Origin of the sequence: Acidovorax sp. (assembly GCF_022763525.1) — a bacterium.
GTDB lineage: Bacteria > Pseudomonadota > Gammaproteobacteria > Burkholderiales > Burkholderiaceae_C > Acidovorax.
In genome coordinates this window covers 1-16,395 of record NZ_JALEGG010000200.1, presented here as the reverse complement: position 1 = coordinate 16,395, position 16,395 = coordinate 1, and the positions used below count along the sequence as shown (strand labels likewise).

Sequence of the window (16,395 nt, the reverse complement as noted above, 5' to 3'; positions counted from 1 at the left end):
TCCTGGCGCTGGCGCACAGCCTGGACCTGCAGGTGGTGGCCGAGGGGGTGGAGACGGCTGGGCAGCTGACGTTCTTGCGGCTGCATGGCTGCGAGGCGTTTCAGGGGTATCTGTTTGGGCGGCCCGGGCCCGTTGAAATGTTCGCAAGCGAGTTGCATTTGGCGCCGTTGGAAGGCGAAGGGGGCGGACCATGAGCGGGACCGCCGTGTTGTGGGTGGATAGCGACACGCGGCACGCCGCGGCCGCGCGCAAGCTCATCACGCAGAACCACCCCGCGTGGCGCGTTGTTCACAGCCCCACGCCCGAGACCGCGCTGGCGCCGCTGGCCTCCCAGGCGTGGCAGGCGGTGGTGCTGTGCCTGAAGCCGGGCGTGCAGGAGCTGCCCAGCGTGCTCGAACTGTGTGCGGGGCGCCCCGTGCTGCTGTGCATCGAGCCCGCGCAGGAGGCACTGGCCGCGCGCGCGTTCCGCTGCGGCTTGGGTGACTATGTGCTGCGCGATGCGGATGGCACCGCCCACCTGGGCGAGCTGCTGCACCGGCTGGAGGCGCTGATGCAGCGGCAGCCCGACACGCCAGCGCACGTCGTGGGCATGGTGGACGAGCGCATCTGGCAGGAGGCGCTGACCATGCTGCAGGAGCAGCGCTCGGCGCTCCAAGCCACGCTGGCCCACATGAGCCAGGGCATCTTCAAGACCAGCGCAGACGGGCGCATCACCGTGTACAACGAGCGCGTACTGGAGCTGCTGAACCTGCCGGAATCGCTGATGGCCACGCGCCCCACGCTGGCAGAGCTCACGCGCCTGCAGGCCGAGCGGGGCGATTTCGGGCAGAACTACTCGCAGGTGGACCACCGCGGGAGAGGCTACGTCGCCGGGGGCGCGGTGCAGCCCGCACCGCCCGTGTATTGGCGCACCACCCCGGATGGGCGGACTTTTGAAGTCCGCACCTCCGCCACGCTGCCCGATGGGGGCATCGTGCGCACTTTCACCGACGTGAGCGACTATGTGCGGGTGGAAAACGAGCTGCGCGAGAGCGAGGCGCGGTTTCGATCGCTCTCCGACCTGTCATCCGACTGGTACTGGGAGCATGATGCCGAGGGCCGCTTCGTGCAGCTGGCAGGCGATCTGAGCGTCAATGGCATACCCCTGTCGAGCGTGATGGGCCGCACCCGCTGGGAGATCGGCGCACTCAACATGACGGAAGCAGACTGGGCCGCGCACCGCGCTGTGTTGGCAGCGCACCAGCCGTTCCGCGACCTGGAGCTTCAGCGCCAGCGCCCGGACGGCAGCATGCACTGGATCTCCGTGAGCGGCGTGCCGGTGTTCGAGGCCGACGGCACGCTGCGCGGCTACCGCGGCGTGGGGCGCGACATCACGGAGCGCAAGCAGGTGGAAAGCCAGATCGAACGTCTGGCTTTCTACGACGTGCTCACCGGCCTGCCCAACCGCCGATTGCTGGTGGACCGGCTGCAACATGCCATGGCGGCGGCCGTGCGCTCGGGCGCGCAGGGCGCCCTGCTGTTCATCGACCTGGACAACTTCAAGGACCTCAACGACACCCTGGGCCATGACATCGGCGACCAGCTGCTGGTGCAGGTGGCCCAGCGCCTGAAGGGCTGCGTGCGCGAGGCAGACACGGTCGCGCGCTTCGGCGGCGATGAGTTCGTGGTGCTGGTGGAGGGCCTGAGTGGCGAAGACCCGCAGGCCAGCGCAGAGGCGGCGCTGGTGGCCAGCCACATTGCCACCACGCTGGGCAAGCCCTATGTCCTGGGCGAGGCCAGCCACCACAGCACCCCCAGCATTGGCATTGCGCTGTTTGGCCAGCACAGCTGCAATGTGGACGAACTGCTCAAGCACGCGGACCTGGCCATGTACCAGGCCAAGGCTGCCGGGCGCAACACCCAGCGCTTCTTCGACCCCGAAATGCAGGCGGCCGTGAGCACCCGCTCGGCGCTGGAGGCGGACCTGCGCAGAGGCCTGCACGACAAGGAGCTGGTGCTGTACTACCAGCCGGTGGTCGACGGCAAGGGCCGGCTCCTGGGGGCTGAAGCGCTGGTGCGGTGGATGCACCCGCAGCGGGGGCTGGGTTCACCGGCGGAATTCATCCCCCTGGCAGAGCAGACGGGGTTGATCCTGCCCATCGGCCAGTGGGTCCTGGAGGCGGCGTGCGCGCAGCTCGTGGCGTGGTCGCGCAGCGCGCTCACGCGGCAGTTCTTCCTCTCGGTCAACGTGAGCGTGCGGCAGTTCCGCCAGCCTGACTTTGTCGAACAAGTGTTGAGCGCCCTGCACGTCAGCGGTGCCAACCCCGAGCGGCTGAAGCTGGAGCTGACCGAAAGCCTGCTGCTGGCCGACGTGGAAGACGTGATCGCACGCATGGAGCACCTGCGGCGCTACGGCGTGGGGTTCTCGCTGGACGACTTCGGCACGGGCTACTCCAGCTTGAGCTATCTCAAGCGCCTGCCGCTGGACCAACTCAAGATCGACCAGGGCTTCGTGCGCGACCTCCAGACCGACCCCAACGATGCGGCCATTGTGCGCACCATCCTCGCCCTGGCGCAAAGCCTGGACCTGGCGGTGGTGGCCGAGGGCGTGGAAACCACGGGCCAGCTGGAATTCTTGAAGCGCCACGGCTGCAACGCCTACCAGGGCTACCTGTTCGGCCGCCCCATGCCCGCCCAGGTGCTGGAGCGTGCCCTGCGGCCGGCAGTTTGAACACTGCGTTGGGCCGCTTTCTCTCGTTGCGCCGCGGCAAACGGCGTCCCGCGGGAGCGCTGCACAATGCGCGCATGAGCACGACACCCCAACCTCGCCCACCCTGCCTCCTGCGCGCGCCCCGACTCCCGATGACTCTCATTTGGGCGGGGGTGGGGCAGCCATGAAGAAGCAGGTGCTGGTCGCCGGGGGCGGCATTGGGGGCTTGGCCGCCGCGTTAGGCGCCTCGCGCGCGGGGTGGGATGTGCGTCTGTTTGAGCGCGCCCCAGCGTTCAGCGAGGTCGGTGCAGGCGTGCAGATCGGGCCCAACGTGGTGCGCCGCCTGCAGGCCTGGGGCCTTCAGCAGCCCTTGCAAGCCGTGGCGGCCTTCCCCAGCCGACTGCAGGTGCGCAATGCCGTGACCGGCCGGGAGTTGGCAGCGCTGTCGCTGGGCGCGACGGCGGTCGAGCGCTATGGCGCGGCCTACGCCACCATCCATCGCGCCGACCTGCATGGCGTGCTGTTGACTGCTGTCACCGAGTCCACCGATGTGCAGCTGAACCTGGAGCAGGCCATCGAACGTTTTATGCCGGACGATGGCGTGGTCACGGTGCGCACCAGCCGTGGCAAGGAGGTGGAAGGGGATGCGCTGATTGGCGCCGATGGTCTGTGGAGCCGCACGCGCACGCAGTTGCTGGGCGCGGTGGCCCCGCGGGTGACGGGCCACCTCGCCTACCGCGCGCTGGTGCCGCAGCAGGCGCTGCCCGGCGCATTGCGCACCGCGCAGGTCACGGCCTGGCTGGGGCCGCGCCTGCATGCCGTGCAGTACCCCGTGCGCCGCGGCGAATGGCAGAACCTGGTGGTCATCGTGCAAGGCCCTGCGCCGCAGGACCTGGAGAACTGGGACCATGGGGCCAATGCCGCCGACCTGGAGCACGCCTTGCAAGGTACCTGTACGGCGCTGCAGGATGTGGTGCGCAGCGTGAGCGCCGCTGGCGGCCCCGGCTGGCGCCTGTGGCCCCTGTGTGACCGTCCGCCGGTGCGCAGCGCCGACGAGATGGCGCGCGGCCTGGTGGCGCTGCTGGGCGACGCGGCACACCCCATGCGCCCCTACCTGGCCCAGGGTGCCGGCATGGCCATCGAAGACGCGGCCGAGCTGCAGCGCGCGCTGTCCATGCATGATCTGGACGTGCAGTTGCGCCTTCGGCGCTACGCCCTCAACCGCTGGCAGCGCAACGCCCGGGTGCAGGCGCGATCCATCCGCAATGGGCGCATTTTTCATGCGACGGGGCCGGTGCGCTGGGGGCGGGATGCGGCGCTGCGCCTGTTGGGTGAGCGGGTGCTGGATGTGCCCTGGCTGTACCGGGGCGATGGCTCCAGCGCCAGTTCGCTGTGAGGTGAAGCCAGCCAAGGGGCAGCGATGCGCGCCACCGTTGCGCACAGTGCCGTGTGCCGCCCATGCACAGCGGAGCCTGGGCGTGGCACCGACATCTGCACCGCCCGCCTGTGGGCATTGGCAGCCAGTCCGGGTTGTCAGGATATTCCCTATCCGGGGCAACCCCTGCAAACGCGGTGCGGGGCGAACTTTGTGCAGTGTGCCACGCTCTACCCGCATGTGTGCAAAGCGTCAAAAAGGCAACGGACACATCCACGAATTCGCTGTTCAAGCGCAGGCCGTGGTGCTACAAAGGATGAAGCCCGATAGCGATTCCGAATGCAACGCCGCAGCATTTTCCGGGCTCCGTCCGGGAGTGCTGCTACAGGAGGTCGTATGGATGCCATCAGCAATTTCGCCGCGCGCTACGCCCGTAGCCGTGAAGAGGAAATGTCGATCGACGAGTACCTCGCCGAGTGCAAGCGTGACCCCATGGCCTACGCCACTGCCGCCCAGCGCATGCTGGCCGCCATTGGCGAGCCCGAGATGGTGGACACGCGCAATGATCCGCGCCTCTCGCGCATCTTTGCCAACAAGGTCATCAAACGCTACCCCGCGTTCGCCGAGTTCTACGGCATGGAGGACTCCATCGAGCAGGTGGTGAGCTTCTTCCGGCACGCCGCGCAGGGGCTGGAGGAGCGCAAGCAGATCCTGTATCTGCTGGGCCCCGTGGGCGGGGGCAAGAGCTCCATCGCCGAACGCCTCAAGCACCTGATGCAGAAGGTGCCGTTCTATGCGCTCAAGGGTTCGCCGGTGAACGAATCTCCACTGGGCCTGTTCGATGCGCTGGAGGACGGCCCCGTGCTGGAGCAGCAATTCGGTATCCCCCGGCGCTACCTGCAGCGCGTGCTCTCGCCCTGGGCCGTCAAGCGCCTCGAAGAATTCGGTGGCGACATCCGGCAGTTTCGCGTGGTCAAGCGCTACCCCAGCATCTTGAAGCAAGTCGGGATCGCCAAGACCGAGCCAGGCGATGAGAACAACCAGGACATCTCCAGCCTCGTGGGCAAGGTGGACATCCGCAAGCTCGAGACCTTTGCGCAGGACGACACCGACGCCTACAGCTACAGCGGCGGCCTGTGCCTGGCCAACCAGGGCCTTCTCGAATTCGTGGAGATGTTCAAGGCGCCAATCAAGGTGCTGCACCCGTTGCTCACCGCCACGCAGGAGGGTAACTACAAAGGCACCGAAGGCTTCGGGGCCATCCCGTTTGACGGCGTGGTGCTGGCCCACAGCAACGAGAGCGAGTGGAAGGCGTTCCGCAACAACAAGAACAACGAGGCGTTCCTCGACCGTATCTACATCGTCAAGGTGCCGTACTGCCTGCGCGTCAGCGAGGAGATCCGCATCTACGAAAAGCTGATCCGCGAGTCTTCGCTGGGCAACGCCGTGTGCGCGCCGGGCACGCTCAAGATGATGTCGCAGTTTGCCGTGCTCACGCGCCTGAAGGAGCCTGAGAACTCCAGCATCTTCAGCAAGATGCAGGTGTACGATGGCGAGAGCCTCAAAGACACCGACCCGCGCGCCAAGAGCTACCAGGAGTACCGCGATTACGCAGGTGTGGATGAGGGCATGACCGGCATCTCCACGCGCTTCGCGTTCAAGATCCTGTCCCGCGTCTTCAACTTCGATAGTGCCGAGGTGGCTGCCAACCCCGTGCACCTGATGTACGTGCTGGAGCAGCAGATCGAGCGCGAGCAGTTTCCCGCCGAGCTGGAGACCAAGTACACCAGCTACATCAAGGAATTCCTTTCGCCGCGCTATGCGGAGTTCATCGGCAAGGAGATCCAGACCGCGTATCTTGAGAGCTACAGCGAGTACGGCCAGAACATCTTCGACCGCTACGTCACCTACGCCGACTACTGGATCCAGGACAACGAGTACCGCGACACCGACACCGGCGAGGTGTTCGACCGCAGCGCGCTCAACGCCGAGCTCGAGAAGATCGAGAAGCCCGCGGGCATCGCCAACCCCAAGGATTTCCGCAACGAGATCGTCAACTTCGTGTTGCGCGCCCGAGCCAACAACCAGGGCCAGAACCCGAGCTGGACGAGCTACGAGAAGCTGCGCCTCGTGATTGAGAAGAAGATGTTCTCCAACACCGAGGAGTTGCTGCCCGTCATCAGCTTCAACGCCAAGGCCAGTGCCGAGGAAGCGCGCAAGCACGAGGATTTTGTGACGCGCATGGTGGACAAGGGCTACACACCCAAGCAGGTACGCCTGCTGTGCGAGTGGTACCTGCGCGTACGCAAGAGCAGCTAGATATGGTGCAACTCCCTGAGTCGCTGCGCGCCTCGGTGCCGCCGTCGGAAGCGGCGGCTCGTCGGGCACGTCCAAGCCTGCGCAGGCAGGCTCAGAGCCGCGGCCCTCAGCCCCTTCTCTCGCACGGCTGCGCCATTCGGGAAGGGGGACGCAGCCAGCGCACGCAAGTGAAACGCTGCTGCGCAGCCGGGGCGGCCCCGGCGCGGCTGCCCGCGCGGACATGGGGGGTGGGCAGAGGCAGAGGTTGGTGGCCACACGAGGGCTAAAAAATGGCACTGCAGATCATCGACCGCAGGCTCGCAGGCAAGAACAAGTCGGTCGGCAACCGCGAGCGCTTTGTCCGCCGCTTCAAGGAGCAGATCGCGGACAGCGTGCGCCGTGCCGTCTCGCAGCGGGGCATTCGCGAGATCGAGCAGGCCGAGAACATCACCATTCCACGCAAGGACATCAGTGAACCGGTGTTCCACCACGGCCAGGGCGGCATCCGCGACATGGTGCACCCCGGCAATGCAGAGCATGTGCGCGGCGATCGCATCGAGCGCCCCCAGGGCGGGGGCGGGCGCGGGTCGCAAGCCAGCGACAGTGGCGAAGGGGAGGATGATTTCACCTTCACGCTGACCAAGGAGGAGTTCATGCAGCTCTTCTTTGAAGACCTGGCGCTGCCGCACCTTCTGCGCACCCACATTGGCGAGAACCCGCAGTGGAAGTCGCGGCGCGCCGGTTACAGCCAGGATGGCATTCCCAACAACCTGGCGGTGCTGCGCACCATGCGCGGAGCACTCGGGCGGCGCATTGCACTGGGCAAGTCGGCCCACCGCGAGCAACTGGCGCTGCAGCAAGAGCTGGATGCCCTGCTGGCGCAGGACGACGGCACCAGCGAAGCGGTGGCCGAGCTGCAGCACCGCATCGATCTGCTCAAGGAGCGCGTGGGGCGGATTCCTTACCTCGACCCCATCGACCTGCGTTTTCGCGCCCGCGTGCAGGTGCCGGTGCCGAGCAGCCAGGCGGTGATGTTCTGCCTGATGGACGTTTCCGGCTCCATGGACGAGGCGCGCAAGGACCTGGCCAAGCGCTTCTTCATTCTGCTTTACTTGTTTCTCACGCGGCACTACGAGACCATCGACATCGTGTTCATCCGCCACCACACGCAGGCGGCCGAGGTGAGCGAGGAGCAGTTCTTTCACTCCACCGAAAGCGGCGGTACGGTGGTCAGCAGCGCACTGGTGCTGCTCGACCAGATCATCCGCGCGCGCTACCCCACCGGCGACTGGAACATCTACGTGGCGCAGGCGAGCGACGGTGACAACTTCACCAACGACAGCGGCAACTGCCGCAACCTGCTGGCCGACAAGATATTGCCGCTGGTGCGCTACTTTGCGTATGTGCAGGTGGCCGAGGAAGAGCAGAACCTCTGGCAGGAGTACAGCCAGTTGCTGCCCGTGAACCCCCATTTCGCCATGCGCAAGGTATCGCAGCCCAGCGACATCTACCCCGTGTTCCGCGAACTGTTCAAGAAGGAAGGGGCGTTGGCATGACTGACCACACGGCGCACAACATGGCGCACTACCCCGTGCTGGAACGCCGCATGCGCGACAACCCGTGGAAAACCGCGGTGGTGGGCGAGCGCCGCCAGCGCACGGTGCCCGCGCAACCCCTGCCGGCCGGTGCGCGGCCTGCCGAGCCGCTGCCCGATCCGAGCGACTGGACCTTCGAGCTGATCGAGCGCTACCACGCCGCCATTGCCGCCACGGCCGAGCGCTTCGGCCTGGACACCTACCCCAACCAGCTCGAGATCATCACCGCCGAGCAGATGATGGACGCCTACTCCAGCGTGGGCATGCCGGTGAACTATCGGCACTGGAGCTACGGCAAGGAGTTCCTCGCCACCGAGCGGCGCTACCGCCGCGGGCACATGGGGCTGGCCTATGAGATCGTCATCAACGCCAACCCCTGCATCAGCTACCTGATGGAGGAAAACACCACCGCCATGCAGGCGCTGGTGATTGCGCATGCGGCCTACGGGCACAACAGCTTCTTCAAGGGCAACTACCTGTTCCGCATGTGGACGGATGCGTCCTCCATCATCGACTACCTGGTGTACGCCAAGGACTATGTGGCCCAGTGCGAGGAGCGCTATGGCGCAGACGAAGTGGAGCGGCTGCTCGACTCCTGTCACGCGCTGGCCAACTTTGGCGTGGACCGCTATCGCCGCCCGTCCAAGAAAAGCCTAGCGCGCGAGCGGCTGGAGCGCGAGCAGCGCGAAGCCTATGCCCAGCAACAGGTGAACGAGCTGTGGCGCACGCTGCCCACGCGCCCCGGCAAGGAAGGCGCGGCGCAGGAGAACAACCGCTTTCCGCAGGAGCCGCAGGAAAACATTCTGTACTTCATTGAAAAGAACGCCCCGCTCCTGGAGCCCTGGCAACGCGAGGTGGTGCGCATCGTGCGCAAGATCGCCCAGTATTTCTACCCCCAGCGGCAGACGCAGGTGATGAACGAAGGCTGGGCCACGTTCTGGCATTACACGCTGCTCACCACGCTGTACGACGAGGGTTACCTCAGCGACGGAGTGATGATCGAATGGCTGGGCTCGCACACCAACGTCATCTATCAGCCGCCGGTGGGGCACCGCGCCTACAGCGGCATCAACCCCTATGCGCTCGGGTTTGCCATGTACCGCGACATCCAGCGCATCTGCCAGAGCCCCACGCCGGAAGACCGGCTCTGGTTCCCCGACATCGCTGGCACGCCGTGGCTGCCGGCGCTCGACCATGCGATGCGCAATTTCAAGGACGAGAGCTTCATCGGCCAGTACCTGAGCCCGCACCTGATGCGCGAGATGCGCTTGTTTGCCGTGCACGACGACGCCAACGAGCGCGAACTGGTGGTCAGCGAAATCCACGACGAGAACGGTTACCGCGGCCTGCGCCAGATGCTGTCACAGCAATACGACCTGGGCACCCGCGAGCCCAACATCCAGGTGTGGAACGTCAACCTGCGCGGCGACCGCAGCCTGACCCTGCGCCACACCCAGTTCCAGGGCCGCCCGCTGGGTGACGACACGCCAGAGGTGCTCAGGCACGTGGCGCGGCTGTGGGGCTTTGGCGTGCAGATCGAAAGCGTGGACGCCTACGGCAACAACCCGGTGCTGCTGCACACGGTGGCCCCCTCGGCCGCGTGACTAGGTTGCCACAGCCGCGGGCGTGCCGATATGCTATTGATTTAATAGCGTAATGCGCTGATTGGATCAGCGCTGCGGCCAATTTTCTCTGAAGTCGGCAAGCGGTCCGGTCCCGCGGGCGATGGGGCAGGGGACCGCTCACGCAGCCGCGAGCGCGGATGGGGTCGCCGCCGTGCGTGCGCGCAACGGACAGTCTGTCGCCACGCGCTCGGCCAGCGTCTGGCGCAGCACTTGCAGCGCGGCGATGCGCGCGTCAATTTCCTGCAGCTTGAGTGCCAGCACCTGCGCCAGCGCTGGGCCGGGATCGCTGGCGTCCCAGATGGCCGGCAGGCGGTCGCCAATCTCAGCCAGCGTGAAACCCAGTTGCTGCGCGGTGCGGATGTACTGCACCAGCATCGCTGCCTCGGCCGGATAGTCTCGGTAACCGTTGGCCAGGCGCCGCGAGCGAATCAGGCCTTGCTGCTCGTAAAAGCGCAGGGCCTCGCGGCTCAGTCCGGAAGTGGCGGCGAGTTCTCCGATCAGCATGGGGACTCTCCTTGTGGCGTGAAAACAATGCCACCGCTGACGGTGGCTTGACCCTGAAGCGTACTTCAGGGGTGAACCTCGGGTCTTCTTCTTTTTTACCCAAGGTTCTTGCGTCATGAGCTTTCTCGCGTCCTTTTCTGCTCCCCGTTACCTGCGCATCGTGCGCGCCAGCGGCTGGTATGACCTGCTGGTGACTTGGCCTTTCGTGCTGCCATGGACCTTTGCCTGGCTGTATGTCCAACTGGGCCTGCTGGCGGCCTCGCTGGGCCTGCCGGGCACCATGCGCCCGCTCGATGCCACTGCCATGCTGCTGGCCAATCTGCTGGGCTCGGTGGTGGTTGTGTGGTCGATTGCGCGCATTGCCGCGCCCACCCTGCTGCTCGGACGCCTGGATGGCGTGGCGCGGTTCCTCTTCGCGGCCTGGCAGATCTACGCCGTGGTCCAGGGCGCCAACGCAATCGTGCTGGGCTTCACGGTGTTGGAAGTGCTGTTTGGCGTGTTGCAGTGGTGGCGCGTGGCAGGCGCGGCCCCTGTGTGGGGCGGCAGTGCGCTGCAAGCGGCGAGTGCTTGAGCGAGCGCTTGTGCCCCTGCGGGCTGGCTGCGGGGGACGGATAAGGGTATGTCCGGAGCCCGCGCCCCGGGCACGCCTCTGGCCTCATGCCAGTGGTGTTTTGGTGCCCAGCCGTTGGTAATCGAGCTTCGCGCTGGTGCATTGCGATGACCTGTGCAGCGAATGTGGGAGGAAATCAACGCCCCGGTGCCGTCATCAACCCGCCACGGGGCGGCGGCAGACTTTAGAGGGGCCTCTCGATGTGGGGATCACCCCAATCGACGGCGGAGGGGGCGTGCGGCACTCTCATGGCCATGCCTTGCGCAGTGCGTGAAGCGCGGCTGAAACGCCTTGGGATTTCAGCTTCTCGCCTGCAGTGGGTAGGTGGCAAGGTTTGTGCTTGGAGCGTCGCCAGTCCCCCAGTGACCCGAGTGGTCCCGGAGGTTGGTTGCCCAGGCAGCTTGCAGTTCGCAGGTTGGGGCGTGGGCCGCAGTGCACATCGCTGCTCAGGAGTGACGGATGAAGAAAATGGTTCCGCTGTGTTCAGGTGCGCTGGCAACGCTGTTGATGGCCGGATGTGCGAGCGCTCCCCCCGTGATGCAGTCTTTTGGCGAGCCCACGGATAGCGGCAGCATGCAATTCGCCTGCGGCAATGGCGAAAAGGTGGAGATGCAGTTCTACCCCGAGCAAGGCCGCAGCGTGCTGCGGCGCAGTGGCTGGACGGTTGAGCTGCCCAAACAAGTTGCTGAAACCGGCTACGCCTTCAGCAACGGCCCCACTACGGTGCTCGGCAAGGGTAATGAATTGACCATCCAGATTGGCCACCTGGCACCGATCTGGTGCCGCAGCAATCGCCCCATGCTGGTGGCGGGCGGAAAGTAATCTGATGGTAGACCGGACCCCGCGACCGGTTTTCTCTGGCGGCGTGGAACACTGTCCGCCGTTTTCCCGGCTGTCTGCAAGCCGCGAAACGCCCTTGGGGACAACGCTGCGCAAACCGTTGTGCCGCCGTTCTTTCTGCTGGTTGTGAACGACGCTGGCTGGCAGGCACATGTAGTCAATGCTCCTGAAAAGATAGCTGTAAGCGCTTGCGGATAGGGCGCTGCCAGCTGTTTTGCATGGGTTGAGCTGCAAGATCCTTCATTCTGCCGGGCGCGCAGACGTGGTTTGACTGGCGATTGCGCCGTGCAAGCGAGGTCAGATGCTGCCGCGCAGCCGCAGCAGTTCTGCCTCGGCCACGTCGATGCGCACCGTGCCCTGCGCCACCAGCACCTGCGCCACGCGGTCAATTTCATCGCCCACGGCGCCAGCCATCATCGCGATATTCTGGGCGTGCAAAGCCATGTGGCCTTTCTGGATGCCGGTGGTGGCCAGGGCCTTCATCGCCGAGAAGTTCTGGGCCAAGCCCACCGCGGCAATGATCTGGGCCAGCTCTCGGGCCGACGTGACGCCCAGAATTCTGAGCGCGGTCTTGGCCGTAGGGTGCAGTTTGGTCGCGCCGCCCACCAGGCCCACGGCCATGGGCAGTTCGATGGAGCCGGCCAGGTCGCCGCTGTTGGTGATCTCCCAGGTCGTCAGGCTGGTGTAGTGGCCGCTGCGTGCGGCGTAAGCGTGGGCACCGGCTTCTACCGCGCGCGTGTCGTTGCCGGTGGCCAGCACCACGGCGCTCACGCCGTTCATGATGCCCTTGTTGTGCGTGGCGGCGCGGTAGGGGTCAGCCGCCGCAAAGTGGTAGGCCGCCACCATGCCGTCGCGCACCGCCTCGCCGCCGATGTCGGCCGTGCGCCACACGCAGCGCGCACGCGCCAGGCGCCTGTCGGCCAGGTTTGACAGGATGCGCAGGTTGGTCTGCCCGCCCGTCCATGCCGCAATCTGCGGTGCAATCTTTTCGGCCATGGTGTTGACGGCGTTGGCGCCCATGGCGTCGCGGGTGTCCACGATGAGGTGGGTGATCACCATGGTGCCGCCCCGTGTCGCGATCACCCGAACCTCCAGGTCGCGGAAGCCGCCGCCCAGCTTGACGAGGATGGGGTCGCAGGCATCGCACAGCGTGCGGATGTCTTCCTTGTGCTCCAGGATGCGGATGCGCGCGTGCTGCGGGTCAGACACCTGCGTGAGCTGGATCTGCGCAATCATCTCCGTGCCCGACATCGAGGTGACGAAACCGCCGTTGTCGTAGCACTGGCGTGCCGCGTTGCACACCGCGGCCACCACGGACGATTCTTCGGTGGCCATGGGGATCAGCCGGTCCCGCCCGTCGATCTTCATGTTGGTGGCAATGCCCACGGGGATGTTCATCGTGCCGATGACGTTCTCGATGAGGTGGTCGGCCAGCTCGGCAGGCAGGTTGCCGGTGTTCAGCAGGTGGGCCTTGTCGTCGTCGCCAAGGCCCGCAAACTGGGCCACGGCGTCGATGCGTGCGGGAATGGCGAGCTTGTGAAAACCGCCGATGCGGCTGGTGGGGTGTGCGGTGGAAGTCATGGAAGTGTTTGGGATAAATGGGTGAACAAGCGGCTCAGCGCGCCGCCATCAGGCGGGGCAGGTAGGTGACCAGGTCGGGGAATGCCGCGCAGATGAGCAGGCCGACGAACTGCAGCCCGAAGAACGGCAAGATGCCCCAGTACACGGCGTTCATGCCGATGTGGCTGGGCAGCGTCCCCTTGATGTAGAACAGCGTGTAGCCAAATGGCGGGCTGATGTAGCCCATCTGGATGGTGATGGCGTAGAGCACGCCAAACCACAGCTCGTCAAAGCCCAGCAGCCGCACGATGGGCAGGAACACTGGCACCGTAAGCAGGATGATCCCCAGCTCGTCCAGCACCGTGCCCAGGAACACCAGCAACAGCATCATGGCCGCCAGGATGAGCCAGCGGTTCACGTCCAGCCCCTGGATGAACTGCAGCAGCGTGTCCGCCCCGCCCAGACCCGTGAAGATGGCCACATAAGCCTTGGCACCCAGCGTGATCCACAGGATCATCGCCGTGGCTTTCAGTGCATCGGTCGCTGCGCCGCGCAGCATGCCGCGCTCCCACCGGCGCTTGATAAGGCTGGGCAGCAGCGCTCCGGCCACGCCTACCGCAGCAGACTCGGTCGGTGTCGCGATGCCGAAGAAGATCGAGCCCAGGATCATCACGATCAGCATGGCGGGTATCACCAGGGCCTTCAGTGCCACCAGCTTTTCGCGCAGCGGTGCCTTGCGGGTGCTGGGGTCCAGGGGCACCCACTCGGGCTTCACCCAGCCCACCACGATGATGTAGGCGATGTACAGCGTGGCCAGGATGAGGCCCGGCACGATGCCTGCAATCAGCATCTGGCCGATGGATATCTGGGCCGTGACGGCGTACACGATGGTCAGCACCGACGGCGGGATCAGGATACCCAGCGTGCCCGACGCGCAGATCGTGCCTAGCGCCAGCTCGGGCTTGTAGCCGCGCCGCAGCATCTCTGGCAGGGCAAGGATGCCCATGGCCGTCACGGCGGCACCTACCACGCCGGTCATGGCCGCCATCACCACGCAGATGATGACGGTGCCGATGGCCAACCCGCCTTTCAAGCGCCCAAACCACAGCTCCATCGCGCGGTACAGGTCTTCGATGACGCCCGAGCGCTGCAGGATGCAGGCCATCAGGATGAACAGCGGGATCGCGAGCAGCGCCTCGGACTTCATCGTGTCGAAGATCTGCAGCACCAGCACGATGACCGCGTTGGGCTCCCACAGCGTCACGGTGAACAGCAGCGACAGGCCGCCCAGCACAAAGGCAATGGGCAGACCGGTGAGCATGAACAGCGTGAGGCTGCCGAACATCAGCACCAGGATCATGTTGGAGGTCATGGGTGGGCCTCCGCAGAGGACACGTCAACGGGCGCTTCGCCATACAGCGTGCGAAAGAACTCCACCACGGCCTGCAGCAGCATCAGCGCCAGTGCCAGCGGCACGGCGGCCTTCACCGGCCAGATGGGTGGGTTCCAGGCTGAAAAGCTGGTCTCGCGATAGGTAAAGGCGCTGTAGGCTGCGGGTGCGCTGAAGTACAGCAGGATGGCGCAGAACAGCACGATGATGGGAAAGTTCATCAGGTCCAGCCGCCGTTGCCATGCGGGGCTCAGGCGCTGGCGTGCCACGTCGAGCGCCACATGGCCCTTGAGGTGCAGCAGGTACGGGCCGCCCAGCAGAAAGTAGGGGCCGAACAGCAGCACGGCCAGCTCCATGCCCCACACGGTGGGAGCGTTGAAGAAATAGCGTGCGGCGACTTCGTAGAGCATGACGGGAACCACGATGGCCATCAGCCACACCGTGGCCTGGAAGATCCAGCGGTTGAGCGTGGTGATGGCCGACGTGGAGACAGAGAGCCATGACGGCATGGGTGACTCCTTGGGACAATGGCAGGTGCACCGGGCGCCCATGGCGGGCACCCGGAGCTCGGGCTTTCGAGCCCTGTTCAGGCCAGCAGGCCCAGTTCTTTCATGAAGGCCACCTGGCTGTCCAGGATCTTGGTGGCCAGCGCATCGCCCTTGGTGGCGGTGCGCCACGCGGCCATGGCCTTGGGCCGTGCAGCGGCCACATCCGCAGCGCTGAAGCGGATGATCTCGCAGCCCTTGGCCTGGTACTTGGCCAGCACCGTGGCATCGCTTACCAGGATATGCTGGCGCAGCGCGGCGGACACTTCGCGCGCCGCGACGGCCAGGGCCGTCTTGAACTCGGCGGGCAACTTGTCGTAGGCCGCACGGTTGGCCACGTAGCTGGTGGCGGTGGTGGGCTGGTGGAATCCTGGCACCACCACAAACTTTGCCACCTCGGCCAGCCCGGCTTCAAAGTTGGCCGTCAGGTCGCCCCGGTCGGCCATGTCGATCACGCCCTTGTCCAGCGCCGAATACACCTCGCCCGTGGGCAACGGCGTCACCGACACGCCCATGGCGCCCATCACGGCCGAGGCCAGTCCCACAAAGCGGCCTTTCTTGCCCGACAGGTCGGCGATCTTGCGGATTGGCACTTTGGAATGCAGCGGCTCCTGGCCGTACACCGTGGGGGCGATGTAGTGCAGACCGGCCGGCGCATAGGCCTGGCGCACCAGCTCCAGCCCCCCGCGCTCGTAGAACCAGGCCTCATATTCATCGCTTTCGGCAAAGCCAAAGGGAATGGTGCTGGTGAACGCAAACGCAGGGATCTTGCCAGCCTCGTAGCCGTCGAAGGTTTTCATCAGCTCAAACGCGCCGCCGCGCACGGCATCAAACGCCTGTGCAGCGGGCACGATCTGCCCGGCCGCAAACAGGTTGATCTTGAAGCGGCCGCCGGTCAGCTCTGCCACACGGGCCACAAAACGCTCTTCAAACTTTTGTGGCGTGGTGCCGCCGTCCCACAGCGCCTGCATGCGCCAGGTGACCGTGGCCTGCGCGTGGCTGGCCAGGGGCGCCGCGGCGCCCACGGCAACGGCTGCGGCCAGGGAGGATTGGAGGAGGGTGCGTCTTTGGACGGCTTTGTCTGCCATGTGTTTGTCTCCGGTTGGTTTGGAATGCGTGCCCCATCGCCGTGGGGTTGTTGGCTCGGACCGTTGCGCAGAGGGGCCAGCGGGCGAGTTCGAAAAGTATATGGACAAAGCCTGGGGTGGATGGATACAGTTCAGGCACAGATGACAAAACTGTACCCGTCATTCCAGGGGTGCAGATCGGGAGAAATCCATGCCCCCTCCAGAAGCAGACGCTTCGCCCGACAGCAAGGTCGAAGCACTGGCGCGCCGCATTGCGCAGTCCATCGAACAAGGCAG

13 protein-coding genes are annotated in these 16,395 nt (G+C 65.6%); 8 read left to right on the top strand and 5 right to left on the bottom strand.

Annotated features, from left to right (window positions below; translation table 11 throughout):
* The 6 genes from MRY84_RS15710 to MRY84_RS15685 form a co-directional block, all read left to right on the top strand.
* A partial coding sequence (locus tag MRY84_RS15710; protein WP_291506644.1) for an EAL domain-containing protein occupies positions 1–194 on the top strand: 194 nt, incomplete at its 5' end.
* A complete protein-coding gene (locus MRY84_RS15705) occupies positions 191–2,710 on the top strand; it encodes an EAL domain-containing protein (protein ID WP_291506643.1) in 2,520 nt (839 codons plus the stop codon). The genes MRY84_RS15710 and MRY84_RS15705, both read left to right, overlap by 4 nt.
* A 163-nt stretch (positions 2,711–2,873) precedes the next feature.
* A complete protein-coding gene (locus MRY84_RS15700; RefSeq protein ID WP_291506642.1) occupies positions 2,874–4,085 on the top strand; it encodes an FAD-dependent monooxygenase in 1,212 nt (403 codons plus the stop codon).
* A 375-nt stretch (positions 4,086–4,460) separates the two neighbouring features.
* Positions 4,461–6,383, top strand: coding sequence for a PrkA family serine protein kinase (locus MRY84_RS15695; protein ID WP_291506641.1), 1,923 nt, complete (start codon positions 4,461–4,463; stop codon positions 6,381–6,383).
* 269 nt (positions 6,384–6,652) lie between these two features.
* A complete protein-coding gene (locus MRY84_RS15690; RefSeq protein WP_291506640.1) occupies positions 6,653–7,918 on the top strand; it encodes a YeaH/YhbH family protein in 1,266 nt (421 codons plus the stop codon).
* Between the two features lie 50 nt (positions 7,919–7,968).
* On the top strand, positions 7,969–9,561 hold the full coding sequence (locus MRY84_RS15685; protein WP_291506645.1) for a SpoVR family protein: 1,593 nt from the start codon (positions 7,969–7,971) through the stop codon (positions 9,559–9,561).
* A gap of 138 nt (positions 9,562–9,699) precedes the next feature.
* On the opposite strand, the gene MRY84_RS15680 is transcribed toward MRY84_RS15685, so the two are convergent.
* Positions 9,700–10,086: a MerR family DNA-binding protein gene (locus tag MRY84_RS15680; protein ID WP_291506639.1), complete on the bottom strand. Its 387-nt coding sequence runs from the start codon at positions 10,084–10,086 to the stop codon at positions 9,700–9,702.
* A 115-nt stretch (positions 10,087–10,201) separates the two neighbouring features.
* Between MRY84_RS15680 and MRY84_RS15675 the strand changes: the two genes are divergently transcribed.
* The gene (locus MRY84_RS15675) at positions 10,202–10,657 is read left to right on the top strand and encodes a hypothetical protein (RefSeq protein ID WP_291506638.1); all 456 of its coding nucleotides are present in this window, start codon (positions 10,202–10,204) and stop codon (positions 10,655–10,657) included.
* Positions 10,658–11,155: 498 nt separating this feature from the next.
* Positions 11,156–11,518, top strand: coding sequence for an MliC family protein (locus MRY84_RS15670; protein WP_291506637.1), 363 nt, complete (start codon positions 11,156–11,158; stop codon positions 11,516–11,518).
* Between the two features lie 315 nt (positions 11,519–11,833).
* Here MRY84_RS15670 and MRY84_RS15665 read toward each other — a convergent pair whose 3' ends face one another.
* From MRY84_RS15665 to dctP, 4 genes are all read right to left on the bottom strand, one after another.
* A complete protein-coding gene (locus tag MRY84_RS15665) occupies positions 11,834–13,117 on the bottom strand; it encodes a hydroxymethylglutaryl-CoA reductase, degradative (RefSeq protein ID WP_291506636.1) in 1,284 nt (427 codons plus the stop codon).
* 34 nt (positions 13,118–13,151) lie between these two features.
* Entirely contained in the window at positions 13,152–14,468 is a 1,317-nt protein-coding gene (locus MRY84_RS15660) for a TRAP transporter large permease subunit (protein ID WP_291506635.1), read from the bottom strand.
* Entirely contained in the window at positions 14,465–14,995 is a 531-nt protein-coding gene (locus MRY84_RS15655) for a TRAP transporter small permease subunit (RefSeq protein ID WP_291506634.1), read from the bottom strand. The genes MRY84_RS15660 and MRY84_RS15655 overlap by 4 nt, the downstream gene beginning before the upstream one ends.
* A gap of 77 nt (positions 14,996–15,072) precedes the next feature.
* The gene (gene dctP / locus MRY84_RS15650; protein ID WP_291506633.1) at positions 15,073–16,119 is read right to left on the bottom strand and encodes a TRAP transporter substrate-binding protein DctP; all 1,047 of its coding nucleotides are present in this window, start codon (positions 16,117–16,119) and stop codon (positions 15,073–15,075) included.
* Positions 16,120–16,395: the final 276 nt, after the last annotated feature.

Excerpts from the sequence above, each read along its gene's own strand:
- MRY84_RS15705 (WP_291506643.1), top strand. The coding sequence starts at position 191 with ATGAGCGGGACCGCCGTGTTGTGGGTGGATAGCGACACGCGGCACGCC.
- MRY84_RS15700 (WP_291506642.1), top strand. The coding sequence starts at position 2,874 with ATGAAGAAGCAGGTGCTGGTCGCCGGGGGCGGCATTGGGGGCTTGGCC.
- MRY84_RS15695 (WP_291506641.1), top strand. The coding sequence starts at position 4,461 with ATGGATGCCATCAGCAATTTCGCCGCGCGCTACGCCCGTAGCCGTGAA.
- MRY84_RS15690 (WP_291506640.1), top strand. The coding sequence starts at position 6,653 with ATGGCACTGCAGATCATCGACCGCAGGCTCGCAGGCAAGAACAAGTCG.
- MRY84_RS15685 (WP_291506645.1), top strand. The coding sequence starts at position 7,969 with ATGCGCGACAACCCGTGGAAAACCGCGGTGGTGGGCGAGCGCCGCCAG.
- MRY84_RS15680 (WP_291506639.1), bottom strand. The coding sequence starts at position 10,086 with ATGCTGATCGGAGAACTCGCCGCCACTTCCGGACTGAGCCGCGAGGCC.
- MRY84_RS15675 (WP_291506638.1), top strand. The coding sequence starts at position 10,202 with ATGAGCTTTCTCGCGTCCTTTTCTGCTCCCCGTTACCTGCGCATCGTG.
- MRY84_RS15670 (WP_291506637.1), top strand. The coding sequence starts at position 11,156 with ATGAAGAAAATGGTTCCGCTGTGTTCAGGTGCGCTGGCAACGCTGTTG.
- MRY84_RS15665 (WP_291506636.1), bottom strand. The coding sequence starts at position 13,117 with ATGACTTCCACCGCACACCCCACCAGCCGCATCGGCGGTTTTCACAAG.
- MRY84_RS15660 (WP_291506635.1), bottom strand. The coding sequence starts at position 14,468 with ATGACCTCCAACATGATCCTGGTGCTGATGTTCGGCAGCCTCACGCTG.
- MRY84_RS15655 (WP_291506634.1), bottom strand. The coding sequence starts at position 14,995 with ATGCCGTCATGGCTCTCTGTCTCCACGTCGGCCATCACCACGCTCAAC.
- dctP (WP_291506633.1), bottom strand. The coding sequence starts at position 16,119 with ATGGCAGACAAAGCCGTCCAAAGACGCACCCTCCTCCAATCCTCCCTG.